This is a genomic window from Saccharopolyspora sp. NPDC045839 (genome assembly GCF_056431645.1).
This window is the reverse complement of the sequence record NZ_JBWKKH010000016.1, coordinates 125,610-142,910: the sequence shown is the minus strand read 5'-3', so window position 1 is coordinate 142,910 and position 17,301 is coordinate 125,610. Positions and strand designations below refer to the sequence as shown.

General features: G+C 71.3%; 13 protein-coding genes and 2 riboswitches. Of the genes, 2 read left to right on the top strand and 11 right to left on the bottom strand.

All coding sequences use genetic code 11. The features are described from left to right. Window positions 1-460: 460 nt before the first annotated feature. The 6 genes from AC07EQ_RS22855 to AC07EQ_RS22830 all read right to left on the bottom strand — a co-directional run bounded on the left by AC07EQ_RS22855 (window position 461) and on the right by AC07EQ_RS22830 (window position 10,539). Window positions 461-4,132 carry an ABC transporter ATP-binding protein gene (locus AC07EQ_RS22855; protein ID WP_478389939.1) on the bottom strand — a complete coding sequence of 1,224 codons (3,672 nt, stop codon included), beginning with the start codon at window positions 4,130-4,132 and terminating at the stop codon, window positions 461-463. A gap of 377 nt (window positions 4,133-4,509) precedes the next feature. Then, window positions 4,510-5,367, bottom strand: a complete 858-nt coding sequence (locus AC07EQ_RS22850; protein ID WP_478389938.1) for an ABC transporter permease — start codon at window positions 5,365-5,367, stop codon at window positions 4,510-4,512. After that, window positions 5,364-6,329 carry an ABC transporter ATP-binding protein gene (locus AC07EQ_RS22845; protein ID WP_478389937.1) on the bottom strand — a complete coding sequence of 322 codons (966 nt, stop codon included), beginning with the start codon at window positions 6,327-6,329 and terminating at the stop codon, window positions 5,364-5,366. Before AC07EQ_RS22845 ends, AC07EQ_RS22850 begins: the two co-directional genes overlap by 4 nt. 152 nt (window positions 6,330-6,481) lie before the next feature. After that, entirely contained in the window at window positions 6,482-7,018 is a 537-nt protein-coding gene (locus tag AC07EQ_RS22840; protein ID WP_478389936.1) for a hypothetical protein, read from the bottom strand. Window positions 7,019-7,447: 429 nt separating this feature from the next. Further along, the gene (ald, locus tag AC07EQ_RS22835; protein WP_478389935.1) at window positions 7,448-8,563 is read right to left on the bottom strand and encodes an alanine dehydrogenase; all 1,116 of its coding nucleotides are present in this window, start codon (window positions 8,561-8,563) and stop codon (window positions 7,448-7,450) included. A 419-nt stretch (window positions 8,564-8,982) separates the two neighbouring features. Next, on the bottom strand, window positions 8,983-10,539 hold the full coding sequence (locus tag AC07EQ_RS22830; protein WP_478389934.1) for a PucR family transcriptional regulator: 1,557 nt from the start codon (window positions 10,537-10,539) through the stop codon (window positions 8,983-8,985). Window positions 10,540-10,650: 111 nt separating this feature from the next. Beyond that, a riboswitch (glycine riboswitch) is annotated at window positions 10,651-10,755 on the top strand. Further along, window positions 10,756-10,855, top strand: a riboswitch (glycine riboswitch). Window positions 10,856-10,905: 50 nt separating this feature from the next. Between AC07EQ_RS22830 and gcvH the strand changes: the two genes are divergently transcribed. Both gcvH and AC07EQ_RS22820 read left to right on the top strand, forming a co-directional pair. Then, window positions 10,906-11,277 carry a glycine cleavage system protein GcvH gene (gene gcvH, locus AC07EQ_RS22825; RefSeq protein WP_478389933.1) on the top strand — a complete coding sequence of 124 codons (372 nt, stop codon included), beginning with the start codon at window positions 10,906-10,908 and terminating at the stop codon, window positions 11,275-11,277. 29 nt (window positions 11,278-11,306) lie between these two features. Next, window positions 11,307-12,662, top strand: coding sequence for an L-serine ammonia-lyase (locus AC07EQ_RS22820; RefSeq protein WP_478389932.1), 1,356 nt, complete (start codon window positions 11,307-11,309; stop codon window positions 12,660-12,662). Window positions 12,663-13,033: 371 nt separating this feature from the next. Here AC07EQ_RS22820 and AC07EQ_RS22815 read toward each other — a convergent pair whose 3' ends face one another. The 5 genes from AC07EQ_RS22815 to AC07EQ_RS22795 form a co-directional block, all read right to left on the bottom strand. Further along, window positions 13,034-13,900, bottom strand: a complete 867-nt coding sequence (locus AC07EQ_RS22815) for an NAD-dependent epimerase/dehydratase family protein (RefSeq protein WP_478389931.1) — start codon at window positions 13,898-13,900, stop codon at window positions 13,034-13,036. Between the two features lie 10 nt (window positions 13,901-13,910). Next, entirely contained in the window at window positions 13,911-14,768 is an 858-nt protein-coding gene (locus tag AC07EQ_RS22810; RefSeq protein ID WP_478389930.1) for an NmrA family NAD(P)-binding protein, read from the bottom strand. Beyond that, window positions 14,765-15,880: an NAD(P)/FAD-dependent oxidoreductase gene (locus AC07EQ_RS22805; RefSeq protein WP_478389929.1), complete on the bottom strand. Its 1,116-nt coding sequence runs from the start codon at window positions 15,878-15,880 to the stop codon at window positions 14,765-14,767. The genes AC07EQ_RS22810 and AC07EQ_RS22805 overlap by 4 nt, the downstream gene beginning before the upstream one ends. A 258-nt stretch (window positions 15,881-16,138) precedes the next feature. Beyond that, window positions 16,139-16,456, bottom strand: a complete 318-nt coding sequence (locus tag AC07EQ_RS22800) for a DMT family transporter (protein ID WP_132489716.1) — start codon at window positions 16,454-16,456, stop codon at window positions 16,139-16,141. 38 nt (window positions 16,457-16,494) lie between these two features. Next, on the bottom strand, window positions 16,495-17,235 hold the full coding sequence (locus tag AC07EQ_RS22795) for an SDR family NAD(P)-dependent oxidoreductase (protein WP_478389928.1): 741 nt from the start codon (window positions 17,233-17,235) through the stop codon (window positions 16,495-16,497). Window positions 17,236-17,301 lie beyond the last annotated feature (66 nt).

Genomic DNA, 17,301 nt, shown 5'->3' with positions numbered 1-17,301 from the left:
CTACTCCATCCGGGTTGTCGTCCGACACCAGTATGACGTTTCACCGACACGCTGTGTTCCCTCTCCGTTAATGGACATTCGCGGAGTTCGGCCCTCGGCGGCACTCCGGCCCCACTGGTCCCGAGCAAGTGTGACGACAGGCGGTCGCGGTTGCGGAACGTGTCCGGAATGTTCCTTTCCGTGTACGCGAGTGGGCGGTCTTGTGCGGTTCGGTGGCAGAAAGGTTCCCTTGCTGCGCCTCCAGCCAGGGCATCTGACAGGAAGGTTCCCTTCCTCACACCGCAGGGCCCGGCGATGACAGGAAAGTTCCCTTCCTCTCAATCCGCAGCGGCACGACAGGCCGATGGATGACAGAAAGGTTCCCTTGCTCACGTCACAGGGCTCGGCGGTGGCAGAAAGGTTCCCTTCCTCACGTCACAGGGCTCGGTGGTGACAGGAAGGTTCCCTTGCTCACATCGGGTCAGGCGATGTTGGTCGCGTCGATGTCCCGCTCCCGCTCGCCCGGCGCGCCGTCCGCTGCCCGCCACAGGCGTGCGTAGTGGCCGTCGTCCGCGAGCAGTTCGGCGTGGCTGCCCTGCTCGACGATCCGGCCGCCGTCGATGACCACGATGCGATCGGCGCGCGCCGCCGTGGCCAGCCGGTGCGCGACGACGAACGTCGTGCGCTGCGCCGCCACCCGGTCGCTGGCCGCGACCACCATCGACTCCGTCGCCGGGTCGAGCGCGGCGGTCGCCTCGTCGAGCAGCAGCACATCGGGGTCCACCAGCTCGGCGCGCGCCAGCGCGACCAGCTGCCGCTGACCCGCCGAGAGGCCCCGCCCGCGCTCTCCCACCTGCTGCCGGAAGCCGCGCGGCAGCATGGCGATCCCCGGCAGCGCCCCGACCGCCCGGGCCGCGGCCTCGACCTCGGTCGGATCGGCGCCCGGCTGCGCGTAGGCGACGTTGCTGGCGATGTCCCCGGTGAACAGGTGGCCTTCCTGCGGGACGACGGCGAGCCGCCGGTGGAACTCCGCGAGGTCGTAGCGGCGGATGTCCTGCCCGTCGATCAGCACGGCGCCGTCGGTGGCGTCGTAGAACCGCGCGATCAACTTGATCAGCGTCGACTTCCCGGCACCGGTCGCCCCGACCAGCGCCACGGTCTCGCCGGGCCGCACCCGCAGCGCGATGTCGCGCAGCGCGAACTGCTCGGTGCCCGGGTAGCGGAACGACACCGACCGGAGCTCGACGCCCCCTTCGAACCGTTCCGGCACGGGAGCGGGATCGGCTGCGGCGGGCACCGAGGTGGGCGTCCGCAGAAGGTCCCCGATCCGCTGCAGCCCCACCTTCGCCTGCTGGTAGCCGTCGAACACGCCGGACAGCTGCTGCACGGGCGAGAAGAACAGGCCGAGGTAGAGCAGGAACGCGACCAGCACACCGGCGGTCAGATCGCCCGACGCGACTCGCGCCGCGCCGACGCCCAGCACCGCCGCCTGCGCGATCTCCGACAGCAGCGCGACGAACGGGAAGTAGGTGGCGATGTAGCGCTGGGCGCGCAGCCTGGACCGCCGGTAGGCGTCGCTGCGCTGCGCGAACACCTTCGCCGCGTGCCCCTCGCGGCGGTGCGCCTGCGCCACCCGCATCCCGGAGACGTTCTCCTGCAGGTCGGCGTTGACCGTGCTCACTCGCTCGCGCGCTTCGGCGTAAGCGGTCGACGAGACCTTGCGGAAGATCACGGTGGCCACCAGCAGGAACGGCAGCACCGCCATCGCCACGAGCGCCAGCGAGACGTCCGTGACCAGCAGCGCGCCCGCGATGCCGAACAGCGTCAGCACGCTGACCACGAACGTCGCCAGCCCGGTCTGCAGGAACGTCGACAGCGCGTCGACGTCCGTGGTCATCCGGGTCATGATCCGGCCGGCGAGCTCCCGCTCGTAGTAGTCCAGCCCGAGCCGTTGCAGGTGCGCGAAGCTGCGCAAGCGCAGCAGGTAGAGCAGCGTCTCGCCGGTGCGCGCGGTGATGACGGTCTGCAACCTGACCACGAGCCAGCCAGCCACGACGACCACGACGCCCAGGCCGGTGGCGACCCACAGCGCGTCGGTGTGGCCCGAGCCCACCCCGCCGTCGATGCCGTGGCGCACCAGGGACGGCAACGAGATCGACGTCAGCGCGTCCCCGGCCACCAGCAGCACGGTCAGCAGCAGGCCCCAGCGGATCGGCCGCAGCAGCCGGGACAGCTTGAAATCGGGGTCGGGCGCCGTGGCGACCTCGCCACGCAGATCGGGCTGATCGGTCGCGGGCGGGAGCTTCCGGATGCCTTCGGTCAACTCGGGTGTCGGCGGCATCGTCATGCCGCCCATGCCGCGCGACCCGGGCATCGTCGCCGCGCCGGCGGCAGCCGATTCGGCGTCGTCCAACGGGGGCCAGAGCTCCGGCGTGATGCCGTCCGGGCCGGCCACGACATGGCCGTCGCTACGGCTGTCGATCGACTCCCCGGGACCGGCCAGCAGCGACCGGAACAGCTCGCACCGCTGGTTCAGCTCCTCCTCGGTGCCGACGTCGACGACGCGCCCCTCGTCGAGCACCGCGATCCGGTCGGCCAGCGCCAGTGTCGACCGGCGGTGCGCGATCAGCAGGGTGGTGCGCTGCGCGGTCACCGACCGGAGGGTGTCGTGGATGGCCGCCTCGGTCGCCGGGTCCACGGCCGACGTCGCGTCATCGAGCACCAGGATCCGCGGGTTCGAGAGCAGCGCCCGCGCGAGCGCCACGCGCTGGCGCTGCCCACCCGACAGCGTCAGGCCGCGCTCGCCGACCGTCGTGTCGTAGCCGTCGGGGAGGCCGGTGATGAACTCGTGCGCTTCCGCGGCTTTCGCCGCAGCGATCACGTCGGCCTCCGAAGCGTCGGGACGGCCGTACGCGATGTTGCCGCGAATGGTGTCGGAGAACAGGAACGCCTCCTCGAACACCACCCCGACCGCGGCGCGCAGCGAATCCAGTCGCAGGTCGCGGATGTCGTGGCTCGCGTCGCCGTCCTCGGCCGGCCCGATCCGGATGCTCCCCGCGTGCACGTCGTAGAAGCGCGGCAGGAGCAGCGAAACCGTCGACTTGCCCGAACCCGCCGGGCCCACCAGCGCCACGGTCTCGCCGGGGCTGACGCGCAGCGACGCGTCGCGCAGCACGGGCTGATCGCGGGTGTAGCCGAAGCTCGCGTCGTCGAGCCGGACCTCCAGCGGCCCGTCGGGCAGGGTCGCCGCTCCGGGTTTCTCCTGCACCTCGGGCTGGGAGTCGATCAGCTCGTGGATGCGCTCGACACCGGCGCGGGCGAGCTGCGCCTGGATCATCACGCTCGACAACATCCGGGCCGGACCGGCCAGCATCGCCACGTACCCGGCGAAGGCGACGAACGTCCCGAGGCTCACCTGGTCCTGCAGCACCATCCAGCCGCCGAGGCCGAGCACCCCGACCTGCCCGGCGGAGGGCAGCGCGGCCAGGCTCGCCGCCGGTTTCGACGTCATCCTGGCGGCGCGCAGCCGCTCGGCGAACAGCCGCCGCGCGCGGCCCTCCAGCCGCCCGACCTCGCGGTCCTCCTGGCCGAAGCCCTTCACGACCCGGACACCGGTGACGGTTTCCTCGACGTGCTGCGCGATGTCCGCGGCGCGCTGCTGCGCCGACCACGTCGCGGGGAACAAGCTCTTCTTGCTGCGCGCCGAAATCACCGCGATCAGCGGCGCGACGATCAGCGAAACGACCGTGAGCAGCGGTGACAGCCACAACATCGCCACGATCGCGAACAGCGCGAGCACCGCAGTACCGGCCGCCAGCGGCAGCATCGACAGCAGCGAGTTCACCATCTGCAGATCGCTGATGGAGCGGGACACGACCTGGCCGGTGCGCAGCGCGTCCTGCTTCCCGCCGTCCAGCCGCTGCATCGCGGCGAACACCGCCCGGCGCAGGTCGTGCTGCACGTCGAGGGCCAGCCGCCCGGCGCTGTAGCGGCGGACGAACGCCGACGCGAAGCGGAACACACCGAGCCCGAGCAGCGCGATCACGATCCACCACAGGCGGTCGGTGCTGCGCGCGACGGCGTCGTCCACCGCCAGCTTGGTCAGCAGCGGAACCAGCGCCTCCAACCCGACCGCCGTGACGGACGCACCCATCGCCAACGTCAAGGCCACGGGGTGCCGGCGACAGGCGGCGAAGAGGCGACGGATCCAACCGCCGGAAGTCGGGCGGGGATTACCGGAGTCGCTCACCTCGCCAGGTTATGCCGCCCCACCGACCACGCAGCCCGACCGGACGGTCGCTGTGACCCCCGCCAAACCGGGGAGGCGGTGCGAGCATGGGAACTTTCCTGTCACCACGACCGCCCAGACCGCGCCCGGAGTGACAGGAAGGTTCCCATGCACCACCCACCGGTTCCTCGGTTCGGGCGGCGGGCCTGCCCGGCGGCGACCGGTGGCCGATGGCAGGAAGGGAACCTTCCTGTCACCGGCGCCGCAGTGACAGGAAGGTTCCCTTCCGCAGGTGGTGCGAGTCAGGCGATGTCGCGCCGACGGCCGGCCAGCCAGCCGCCGGCGATGAACACGGCGGCGTAGCCGGCGAAGGTGAGCAGGCTCGCCCACCACGGATGGCCGTAGCTGCCGCCGAAGAAGAAGTGCAGGATCTCGAAGATCGCCCGCGGTGTGTCCGGTTCGTCGGGCCCGGCGACCGCGGAGACGAACAGCGGCACCGCCATGTTCGCCACGATGCCGTTGCCGGCGGTCCCGGGCAGGTACGGGCTGACGCCGGAGATCGGCGATCCGATCAGGACCAGCGACAGGATGAACTCGACCATGAACTTGTAGATCAGCGGCAGGATGATCGCGAGCACGGCGTTCGCGACCAGCGCGCCGAACCCGACGCCCAGCACCGTCCACAGCACCATCGTCAGCGCACCGGCCGCGCCGACGCTGAGCCAGTCGGCCAGGCTGCCGAAGGTGCCGAAGTCCATGCCCGCGCCCACCAGGCTGCCGAGGCTCGCGGACAGCACGTTCGTCACGCCGTAGATCAGGCCGATGCCCGAGTAGGCGAGCAGCTTCGCCGCCAGCACCGCGCCGCGCGGGTTGCCCGTGAGGTACGTCGTCGAGATGGTCCTGTTCCGGTGCTCGCCGGCGAACGCCATGGCCCCGAACAGCCCCGCGAAGATGGTGCTGAAGTTCGTCGACATCGAAAGCGACAGCAGGCCCAGCGGGACCGGCCGGTCGAGTTCCTGCACCGAGTCGATGAGCGCCGCCATGGGGCCGCCCAGCGAGCCCGCGCCGAAGCCGAGCAGCACCACCGGCGCGAGCATCCCCCACCACAGGCTCGTGGTGAAGATCTTGCGGAATTCCGCCTTGACCAGCGCGACCATCATGCGGTCCCCCCGAACCCGCGGGCGTCCGGCGCGGCCTGCGCGCCGTGCTGCTGGACGCCGGTGTACTGGCCGTGGGTGAGCTGGAAGAACAGCTGTTCCAGGCCGATCCGCTCGTCCTGCATCGCGTACAACGCGATCCCGGCCTCCAGCGCCAGGTCCGCGACCGTGCGGGAGTCGGCGCCGGTCACCGCGAGGCGGCCGTCCGGGATGTAGTCGACGCTCAATCCGGCTGCGTGGAGCTTCTCGATCAGCTTGCGGGGGTCGGCGGCCTGCACGAGCGTCCGCGATCGCTGCGCGGCGCGCAGCTCGTCGAGGTGGCCGTCGAAGACGCAGCGCCCGCGGCTGATGATCACCAGCTGGTCGACGGTGTGCTCGATCTCCCGGAGGAAGTGGCTGGACATCAGGACCGTCCGGCCGCTCGCGGCGAAGGCCTTCAGGAAGTTCCGCAGCCAGGCGATGCCCTCCGGGTCAAGCCCGTTGGCCGGCTCGTCCAGCACCAGCACCTGCGGGTCGCCGAGCAGCGCGGTGGCCAGCGCGAGGCGCTGCCGCATGCCCAGCGAGAACGTGCCCGCTTTGCGCTTCCCCGCGGAGCCCAGCCCGACGAGTTCGAGGGCCCGGTCGACCTGCGTGTCCGGCACGTTCATCGCGGCGGCGTAGCACCGCAGGTGGTGGCGGGCGGTGCGACCGGGGTGGAAGCTCTGCGCGTCGAGCACGGCGCCGACCACGCTCGCCGGGTTCGGCAGCTGGTGGAACGGCAGGCCGTTGATGGTGGCGGTGCCCGAGGTGGGCATGACCAGGCCGAGGAGCATCCGCAGCGTCGTCGTCTTGCCGGACCCGTTCGGGCCGAGGAACCCGGTCACCGCCCCGGGGCGGACCGTGAAGCTCAGGTCCTGCACCGCGCTGACCGGGCCGAAGCTCTTGCTGAGACCCTCAACGACGAGCCGGCCACTGCCGTCGTGCACACGCCCTCCATCATCACCCGTTCTACCGACGGGGCCCATCCTGCCGGACAGGCCAGGGTGGTCTGGTGCGAAGGAGCGTTTTCCCAGCTTGTTCTCAGCGCCGGGGGTGGTCGCGGCCCTGCGGTGTGACGGACATCGCCACGTGCGGGCGCCTAGGGCCAGCGGATGGACCGGTCGATCACGGCGGCCCGGTAGATCGTGCCGCGATCCGCACCGAGATGACCGGGCGCCGGCGGCGGGGTCGGGTCCGTGGTCAGGTCTGGGCGGAGGAATTCGTTGGTGTCCCAGTCGCTGGGCCCGGGGCCGGTCGAGGAGATGATCGGCTCGGGCAGGACCGCGATGTCCTTCGCCTCGTCGTCCCACCTGCGCCGCAGCCTTCGGCGCAGCGCGTCCAGACCGCTGCCGCGGGCGTGCGCGGGCTCGCCGGTGTGGTCCCCGATCAGCAGCCGGTGCGCGGTCACCCAGATCGTGCACGGCCACGGTCGGCTGCGCAGCGTGCCCTGGCAGGACCGGCACCTGCCGTCCTCGGCCGGTTCGTGCTCGTCGAGCAGGGCGCGCAGGCCCTCGGTGAGCCGGTAGAGCTCGGAGCGGGCGAGCGGCAACAGCACCTCGGGTGCGTTGTCTTCGGATGCCAGGTCCACCCTGTCGAGTCGGTCGAGGACAGCTTTCCGCAGCGCCGTGTCCGTCACTTCGTCTCCCACCGTCGAACGTTGCGAGTGCGTCGGTGTTGCCGGTGGAGATCGCGGAGCGGAGCACCCCGACGACCCCCATCGGGTGACATCGGCAGTCGAGGCGCACGCCTGCACAGCCACCACTCGAGGCTCACTCCATCGAGTGGTTATCGATTCGGTCCGAAATTGGCGGCCGAGCAGGGGCTCGCTGCTTCGGCAAATGGGCGATCGTGGCCTACACTAAAAGTGGCGGCCTGCTCCCAGTGACCCCCAGGCTGGTTGAGCGGGCCGCCCCGTTCGGCTGTGTGAGCCCGTCACCTGTTCGGTGCATTCGCGGCGACGATCCGAGAATACGTCCCAGACGGGCTCCCGCATGCGAAAACGCCGCGAGTGGGGAAACCGCCCTGCCGCGCGGTGACAGGAAGGTTCCCCCGCTCGCAGGCGAGATCAGGCGAGCACGCTGCTGATCGGGGTGCTGGTCAGCCCGTGCGCCTCGGCGACGGGCGCGTTGACCAGCTTGCCGTCGTGGGTGTTGAGGCCACCGGCGAGCGCGTCGTCCGCGCGGCAGGCCCGCTGCCAGCCCTGCTCGGCGATGCGCAGCACGTACGGCAACGTGACGTTGGTGAGCGCGTGCGTCGAGGTGTTCGGGACCGCGCCCGGCATGTTCGCCACGCAGTAGAACACCGAGTTGTGCACCCGGTACGTCGGGTCGTCGTGCGTGGTCGGGCGGGAGTCGGCGAAGCAACCGCCCTGGTCGATGGCGATGTCGACCAGCACGCTGCCCGGCTTCATCTCGGAGACCAGGTGGTTGGAGACCAGCTTCGGCGCCTTCGCACCCGGGATCAGCACGGCGCCGATGACCAGGTCAGCGGCCCGCACGGCCTGCTCCACCGAATAGCGGTTGGACGTCACGGTGCGGATCTGGCCGTGGAAGTCGCGGTCGATCTCGCGGAGCTTGTCGACGTTGGTGTCGAGCAGCTCGACGTCGGCGCCCATGCCCATCGCGACGCGCGCGGCATTGAGGCCCGCGACGCCACCGCCGATCACCACGACCCGCGCCGGGTGCACGCCGGGAACACCGCCCGGCAGCACGCCGCGGCCACCGCAGGGACGCATCAGCGAGTAGGCGCCCACCTGCGGGGCGAGGCGCCCGGCGACCTCGCTCATCGGTGCGAGCAGCGGCAGGGCGCCGTTGGCCGTCTGCACCGTCTCGTAGGCGATGCCGGTGACCCCGGACTTCAGCATCGCGTCGGTCAGCTCGGCGGAGGCCGCCAGGTGCAGGTAGGTGAACAGCACCTGGTCCCGGCGCAACCGCGGGTACTCCTCGGCGATCGGCTCCTTGACCTTGAGGACCAGCTGGCCCTCCCCCCACACTTCTTCGGCGGTGGGCAGCACCTTCGCCCCGGCCGCGAGGTAGTCCTCGTCGGGGATGGAGGAACCGGCGCCGGCGTTCGTCTCGACGAAGACGTCGTGACCGCGGGTGGTCAGCTCGTGCACGCCCGCAGGTGTGATCGCGACCCGGTACTCGTTGTTTTTGATCTCGCGCGGCACTGCGATCTTCACGGCGGAATCCTTTCGTCTCCTGTTGCGCACAACGATGCGCTGCCGCCGAAAGGGGCGCATCATTCCCGCAGGATGAGATTGCCCCGCGCGCTTTGTGCCCGCAGAACAAAGCCCGTGGCGGCGAAGCCAACGCGCCGGCAGGGGCCGAAACGGGGCGGCGAGGACGCCGGGTGGCAGAAAGGTTCCCTTGCTCGCAGCCGCCCGGGCGGCCGGTGAAAGCAAGGGAACTTTCCTGTCATGCGCTGGCAGGAAGGTTCCCTTTTCGCACGTCACCGGCGGTGCGTCACGGGCCTGGTGATGACAGGAAGGTTCCCTTGCTCGCATCCCGCCGGACCCGTTGTGACAGGAAGGTTCCCTTGTTCGCAGCCGCCGGGGGCGTGGCTCGGCGGGGGCGGGGTGACAGGAAAGTTCCCTTGCTGTCAGCCGTGCTGAGCCCAGCGGTCGGCGAGAAGTTGCACGAACAGCGCTGCGCGGACGTTGGGGCTCTCCAGGTCGATGTCCACGAGTTGGGTGAGCCGCTTCATCCGGTAGCGGAAGGTGTTCGGGTGCACGCGCAGCTCTCGGCTCGCCTGCCGCGGGTCGCCCGGGTGGCGCAGCCACGCGTGGAGGGTTGCCAGGTATTCGGTGCCCTGCGTTCGGTCGTGCTCGCGCAGCACCGGTAGCGGGCCCAGAGAGCCGACGCCCGCGTCGGTCGACGCACCGGCCATCCGGCTGAGCACCACCAGGTGCCAGTTGTCCTCGTACACCGCCACCCGGTCGCGCAGCTGGCCGGTGCGCAGCAGGCCGACCAGCTCATCGGCCTGCGCGCGCGACTGGGGCAGGTCGGCGACCGCCACCGCATTGCCCACCGCGATCAGCGGGCGGGGCGAAGCGTCGTGGGACACGAGCGCTTCCCGCAGGTCCGGCCAGCCGCCCGCGCCCGCCCGGTCCGGCACCAGGGCGTAGAGCATGGTGCCGATCTCGGTGACCAGCGGGCGCCGCCCGATCCCGCGCGTGATCCACTCCCACATCGCCAGCCGGTGCCCCTCCGCGGGCCCGGCGGACGACGGCATTTCGATCGCGACGACCCGATGCGCCTCGTTGGGCACCGCCAGCTCGTTCACGGCCACCCGCCAGCCCTCGCCGCCCTCCAGCAGCAGCCGCACCTGCTCGGCGGACCGGCGGCGCTCCGCGTCCGCCACCGCCCGCCACCGCAGCAGTTGCAGCGCGACCAGCGGCGCGGTGTCGGCGAACGCGGTGGAGCGCTCCTCGGAGACCTCGCCGGGCACCACGGCCCACATCGAGCCGAGCAGCTCGCCGCCCATCCGGATCGGCACCACCAGGCGGGGCAGGGTGCCGTCCTGCTGGGCGGGCACGAAGATCGCCGAACTGCCCTTGCTGAGCTGGCGGAACGTGCCGCGGGCCCGGAACTTGGCGAGTACCTCGTCGGGCTGCTTCCGGCCCATGATCGTCGAGACCCGCGCCGGGTCGGTCAGGTCCTGCCGGGCGGAGTAGGCCAGGACCTGGGAGTGCGCGTCCTCGATCGTGACCGGCGCGTCCACCACGTCGGCGACCGCGTCGGCGAGGCGGAACAGATCGCCGACCCCGGTGCCGCGCGCGTCGGCCTCCTCGATGCCGGTCCCGGCCAGCGCCGCCCGGATCAGCCACACCAACTGCGCCCAGCCGGCACCCGGCCGGACCTCCACCAACGCCACCCCGGCTTCCGCGGCCGCCGCGGCCACCGCGTCGTCCGCCGAGATCGGCGGCTTGAGCAGCACCGCTGCCGCGCCCTGCGCGCCGCAAGCCCTCGCCAGCCGCGTCGCCTGCTCGCGATCCGCGACCGCCACGCCCAGCACGAGGTCGCCGCCAGCCGCGGTCGGCGGCTCATCGGGTTCGGCGATGACGACGTCCCCCACGCAGACCGTCGGCTCCGGGCTGACCACGGTGCGCAGCAGTGTGGGGCCGACCCGTTCGACCAGCGCCCGGATGTCCAGCATCACCGGCCTCCTGAGTGCTTCGGGCCGCCGCCGGTCAGTGGGGGAGGGCATTGACACCAGGGCTGGCCCGTTTATCGTTGCTGAGCACATCGACAATCGCATACCGGCCGTCGACCCCGTGCGGGAGAGACCCTGGGGGCTCACACCGAGCCGTCAGGGCGCCGAAGGAGCAAGACTCCCCACAAACTCTCAGGCACCCATGACCGTTCGGGCGAGGCAACTCTGGAAAGCGCGCGTCATCCCTGACGCTCCACCCACGGTGCAAGCCGCGAGAAGCCGCGGCGAAGCTCTCAGGTTCCGAAACAGAGGGGGAGGCCCAGCCCCGCTCGGGCATCCGTGCCCCCGAAAGCCTTGGAGCCTCCCACCATGTCCCTGCCTGCGAACCTGCGCTACACCGAAGAGCACGAGTGGATCGAGGACCGCGACGAGCTGGTCCGGATCGGCATCACCCAGCACGCCGCGGACGCGCTCGGCGACATCGTCTTCGTGCAGCTGCCCGAGGTGGGGGAGCAGATCGAGTCGGGCCAGGCCTGCGGCGAGCTGGAGTCCACGAAGTCCGTCAGCGACCTGTTCGCGCCGGTCACCGGCGAGGTCGTGGCGATCAACGAGTCCGTCGTGGACGATCCGGCGCTGGTCAACTCCGAGCCCTACGGCGAGGGCTGGCTGCTGGAGGTGCGCACCTCCGACACCAGTGCTCTGCTCACCGCCGAGCAGTACGCCGCGGTGATCGCGGAGTAGCGGGGAATAGGAGAGGGAGGAGACGGTCAATGGCGATCAGCGTCTTCGACCTGTTCTCGGTCGGTATCGGGCCGTCCAGTTCGCACACGGTCGGCCCGATGCGCGCGGCCCGGCTGTTCGTGCAGCGGTTGCACGGCGAGGGCCGGTTGTCGCAGGTCAAGCGAATCAAGGCGGAACTGTTCGGGTCGCTCGGCGCGACCGGGCACGGGCACGGCAGCCCGAAGGCGGTGCTGCTCGGCCTCGAGGGGCACAGCCCGGAGACCGTCGACCCGGCGGCAGTGGAGGGCCGGGTCGCCGAGATCCGGGAGACCGGGCGGCTGCGGCTCGACGGTGTGCAGGAGATCCGGTTCACCGTGGACCGCGACCTGGTGATGCACCGGCGCAAGTCGCTGCCGCTGCACCCCAACGGGATGCGGTTCACCGCGACCGGCACCGACGGGGTCGAGCTCGAGAGCGCGGTCTACTACTCGGTCGGCGGCGGTTTCGTCGTCGACGAGGACGCCACCGGCACCGATCGGATCAAGCCCGACGCGACCGCGGTGCGCTACCCGTTCCGGACCGGCGCGGAACTGCTCGCCCGCACCGAGGAGTCCGGGCTGCCGATCAGCGGCGTCATGCTGGCCAACGAGCTGTCCTGGCGCGGCGAGGACGCCGTGCACAAGGAGCTGCTGGACATCTGGCAGGTCATGCGCGAATGCGTGGACAACGGATGCCGGAACTCCGGGGAACTGCCCGGCGGGCTCAAGGTCCGGCGGCGGGCGGCGGAGCTGGCCGCCTCGCTGACCGAGCACGACGATGCGCTGGAGTGGGTGACCCTCTTCGCGCTCGCGGTGAACGAGGAGAACGCGGCCGGCGGGCGCGTGGTGACCGCGCCGACCAACGGAGCGGCCGGGATCGTCCCCGCGGTGCTGCACTACTACATGCGGTTCGTGCCGGGTGCCGACGACGTCGGCGTGGTGCGCTTCCTGCTCGTGGCCGGTGCGGTCGGCGTGCTGTTCAAGGAGAACGCGTCGATCTCCGGTGCAGAGGTCGGCTGCCAGGGCGAGGTCGGGTCCGCGTGCTCGATGGCGGCCGCCGGGCTCGCCGAGGTGCTCGGCGGGACCCCGAGCCAGGTGGAGAACGCCGCGGAGATCGCGATGGAGCACAACCTCGGGCTCACCTGCGACCCGATCGGCGGTCTCGTGCAGATCCCGTGCATCGAGCGCAACGCGGTCGCGTCGGTGAAGGCGATCACGGCGGCGCGGATGGCGCTGCGCGGCGACGGCACCCACTTCGTCTCGCTGGACAAGGTCATCAAGACCATGCGCGAGACAGGCCGTGACATGAAGGTCAAGTACAAGGAGACGGCTCGCGGCGGCCTCGCCGTCAACGTCATCGAGTGCTGACCCGCCGCACGCCCGGTGAGTGCATGGGAACTTTCCTGTCACCACCGGGCCGTGCGGTGCGAGCTGGGGAACCTTCCTGTCACCGCCCGCCCGCACCGGGGCCCGGTGGCATGCGGATGGGAACTCCTCCGTCATCGGGCCGCAGTGAGTGCATGGGAACTTTCCTGTCAGCGCCGCTCAGTACTGCGGTGAGTGCATGGGAACTTTCCTGTCGCCACTGAGCCGTGCGGTGAGAGTTGGGGAACCTTCCTGTCACGGGCCGGTTCCTGCGGTGAGTGCATGGGAACTTTCCTGTCACCGATGATCCACCGGGCGCCTGTTGTGGAGCCGTTCCGGCCGTCGGCTCCGGTGCGAGGATGGGAACCTTCCTGTCACCGCTCCCCGCCGCGCACCGGCCAGATGCCGTGCACCGGAGACCAGTCGAGGAGCCGTCGCGCCGCTTCGCTGCTGACCCGGTGCGACGGCTCGGCTGCCTCGTCCGGGGCCTGCCCGGGGGCCGGGCTGCCGTCCGCGCGGGCCAGCTCGCGGTAGTAGTCCGCGACCCGGACGGGCTCGTCGGCGATGTTCAGCGTCTCGCCCGCGCAGCCGCGCTCCAGCGCGCCGACCACCGCCTCCGCGTAATCCCGCGCGTGCACCATCGCCGCCCACGACCGCCCGTCGCCCGGGATGGGCAGCCGCCCGGCGCGCAGCCGGGCCCGCTGCTGGTCCTGCACCGTCGCGGGGCCTACGAAGCGTCCGCCGCGCAGGATGCTCCACGCGATCTCGTCGGCGGGCAGTTCGCGGACCGCGGCTTCCATCGCCTGGACCGGGGCGACGATGGTCGTCCGTTCCGGCCGGTGGTCGAACGGCGCCGTCTCGGTCAGCGGGGTGTCGCCGCCGTCCGCGTAGGCCATCGTGATGCTCATCTGGACGAAGCGCCCCACCCCGGCTTCCTGCAGCGCGTCGGTCACCACCGCGGTTCCGGTGCTGCGCAGCGCCGTGTTCAGCGCCCAGCTGCCCGCGGTCGGCGGGACCGCGGTGGCCGCGTTGACCACCGCGTCGACGTCCTTGAACTCCGTCGCCAGCAGTCGCCCGGCGACCGGGTCGAGCAGCGAGGCCCGGATTCGGCGGGCTTCTTCCGGCAGGCGGTCGAGGCGGTCGCCGGGCGCCATGGCGGTCACGTCGTGTCCGCGGCGCAGCAGCATCGGGACGAGGTGGTGCCCTAGGACCCCGCTGGCCCCGATGGCGAATACGTGCATCGGTTCCCCTTCAGTTCCGCAGTTGCCAGGCGAGTCCGGCGGCGAACGACCGGTAGTCGCGCGGCGGTCGGCCGGTGATGTCCGCGACCGCCGTCGTCACCACCTCCGCCTCGCCTGCCCGGTAGGTGGCGTAGAGCTGGAGGCGCGCCGCCACCGCCCAGTCGGGCACTCCCGCCGATCGCATGGCTGCCGCGACCTCGGCGGGCGCGGCGTCCACGTGCCGGATCGGGCGTCCGGCCACTTCGGACAGGATCTCGGCCACCTCCCGGTAGCCGAGGGCTTCCGGACCGGTGAGGTCGTAGTCGCCGGCCGCGGCGTCCGCGGTCAGCAGGCTCGCCGCCGCGAGGGCGATGTCCTCGACGTCGATCATGCTGACCCGCGCCGCCCCGACCGGCAGCACGATCGCGTCGCGCGCCCGGATCGTCGGCAGCCATTGCAGCGCGTTCTGCATGAAAGCGTTGGGGCGCAGCACCGCGTGCGGAATGCCCGCGGCGCGCAGCTCGTCGTCGCCGACGCCGTGCTGGTGGTGGATGCTCGACTCGGCCCCAGGCCGTGCTCCGAGCGCGGACAGCTTCACCACCCGGCTCACCCCCGCCTCGCCGCTGGCCGCGATGAGATTGCGTTGCAGCACAAGCTGTTCCGGGTGGAACGGGGTGAGCATGAACAACCGGTCCGCGCCGCGCAGCGCGCTCAGCGCCGACGCTCGGTCGGTGAGGTCGCACTCGACGACCGCCGCGTCGGGCGCGCGGTTCGGCGAGCCGGGGCGCACCAGCGTGCGCGGGCGGTGGCCGAGCCGCACGAGTTCCCGCGTCACCGCGCGCCCGACGGCGCCCGATGCGCCCGCGACGGCGATGACCGGCCCGCTCACGCCGCCCCCAGCGCGCGTGCCCCGGCGAGCTCCAGGTCCGCCGGGAGCCGGTCGCGCACCGCCGAGTCCGCGAGCAGCTCGCCCAGCTCCGGGGCGAACTTGAACAGGTTGTGCCCGGCGATCGCGGTGACCCCGGGGGCGTGCCAGGCGCGGAGCGCGTCGCTGCCCGCGGGCAGCTTGCTCATGATGCACACCCGCACCCCGATCGGCTCCGGGATCAGCCCCGGCAGGGCGCGCTCGACGTAGCCGGTGACCCGGCGAACGTGGTCCTCCATGCCTTCCTCGCCGGTCAGCGCGCCGCGGGCGTCGAACGGCACGTCGACGCCGTCGCCGATGAGGCCCAGCACGTACTGGTCGGTGTAGGGGATCACCGAGCCGTACACCATCTCGCCGAACTGGCCGGACTTGTCCACCCAGCACGGCGTCGGCGCGCCGCGCAGCTCCTCGCGGATCCGGTAGTGCGGGCGGGCGTGCAGCGCGCAGTCCAGCGGGATGTCCCAGCCGAGGCGGGCCGCCAGGCGCGGCGTGTCGACGCCGGCGCAGAGCACGACGTGCCGCGCGTGGTAGATCGCGTCGGCGGTCTGGAACTCGACGTTGCCGTTGTCGAGCACCAGGAGGCTGTGGATGTCGTTGGCGATGATGTGGTCGCCGACCCAGCCGGTCAGCGTCTCGATCACGTGGTTGACGCGCAGCGCCCCGGCGGTCGGGTCGACCAGCAGCGGGCCGTCGATGGGCCCGAGCGCGCCGAACACCTCCGCGCGGTCGGCTGCCGGCGCGTAGTGGTGCGGCACCTGGTGGGTCTTCAGGCCGGTGGTGTCGGCGGGGGTGGTGCCCAGGTACGCGCAGCCCTCGGTGCCCACCATCTCGACGCCGGAGCGGCGTTCCCACTCGCGGTAGCCGGCCAGGCCGCGCGCGGCCAGGTCGACGATGTGCGGATCGTCGTGCCGGTGCCGGAAGGTGCGGGACAGCCCGCCGGACTGGCCCGATCCGGGCCGGCGGCCGTCGAAGCACTTCACGTTCGCGCCCCGCCGCAGCAGGGCCTCCGTGGTGGACAACCCGATTACCCCGGCGCCGATCACCGCGATGTCCAGTTCCCTCTTGTGCTCAGCCATCTTTCCGCTCCTCCAGCCGTTTGCCGGCGTCTGGTTCTCCTTGCGGCAGCCGGACCCCAGCATGCTTCGCCCGGCCCGGCCGCGACATCACGTGTTCTCGGGAGCCGGTCGACGCGAAGATGCCGCCTCGCTCGGGCGAGGCGGCATCTTCCGGGGAAGGAAAGGAAATCGGATCGTCTACAGTGGCCTTTCGTGTTCTGGGCGCGGTAGGGCGGGTTTTGCAGCGGCGCAGCCGCTTAGCCCACCAACGAAGGCCTGTCAGCCCTCCACGAATTTCAGGCCGGCGATGCCGACCACGATCAGTGCCAGGAAGGCCAGTCTCGAGAACGTCACCGGCTCGCTCAGGAAGATCATCCCCACCGCAGCGACTCCGACGGTGCCGATGCCGACCCAGATCGCGTAGGCGCTGCCCACGGGAAGGTCCTTCAGCGCCACCGAAAGCATGCCGAGGCTGATCATGGCGACGCCGATGCCCAGCACCGCGGGCCACAGCCGCGTCATGCCCTCGGCGTGCTTCAGCGCCAGCGACCAGACGATCTCGAGCAGGCCCGCTGCGACGAGGATGACCCAAGCCATTGCTGTTTCCCTTGTTCCAGGAGGTCGGAGCAACGCCGTCAGGCGTTGGCGCCGCCGTCGACGAGGATGCCGGTGCCGGTGATGTTGCGGCCGCCCTCGCCGGCCAGGAAGGCGACCGCGGCCGCGATGTCGGCCGGGTCGTTGTAGCGGCCCAGGGCGGTCAGGGCGCGCTCGCCGTCGGCCTCGTCGCCGTCGGCCGGGTTCATCTCGGTGTCGGTGGAGCCCGGGTTCACCAGGTTGACCGTGATGCCGCGCGGACCGAGGTCGCGGGCGAGGCCCCGGGTGAAGCCGGTCAGCGCCGACTTGCTCAGCGAGTACAGGCTCAGGCCGGGGCCGGGGGTCCGGTCGGCGAGGTTGCTGCCGACGCTGATGATCCGGCCGCCCTCGGGCAGGTGCTTGACCGCGGCCTGCACGGCGACGAACACCGCGCGCACGTGGATGCCGACGGTCTCGTCGAACTGCTCCAGGGTCAGCTCGTCGATGGGGGCCCACGGGAAGATCCCGGCGTTGTTGACCAGGATGTCCAGCCGGCCGAACTCGGCGACCGTCTGCTCAACAGCGCTGGTCACCGCCGCGGCGTCGGTGGCGGGGGCCGCGAACGCGGCACCGCGCCGGCCCGCCGCCTTGATCTTGTCGACCACGCCGTTGGCACGGTCGGCCGAGGTGTTGTACGTGATCGCGACGTCGGCGCCGTCCGCGGCCAGTCGCTCGGCGACCGCCGCACCGATGCCGCGTCCGCCACCGGTGACCAGTGCGACCTTGCCGTCCAGACCTGTCATGAGCCCCTCGCTTTTCTGTGTCGAACGATATATAAATGGCTATCATCGCTACTCTCGGGTGTCAAC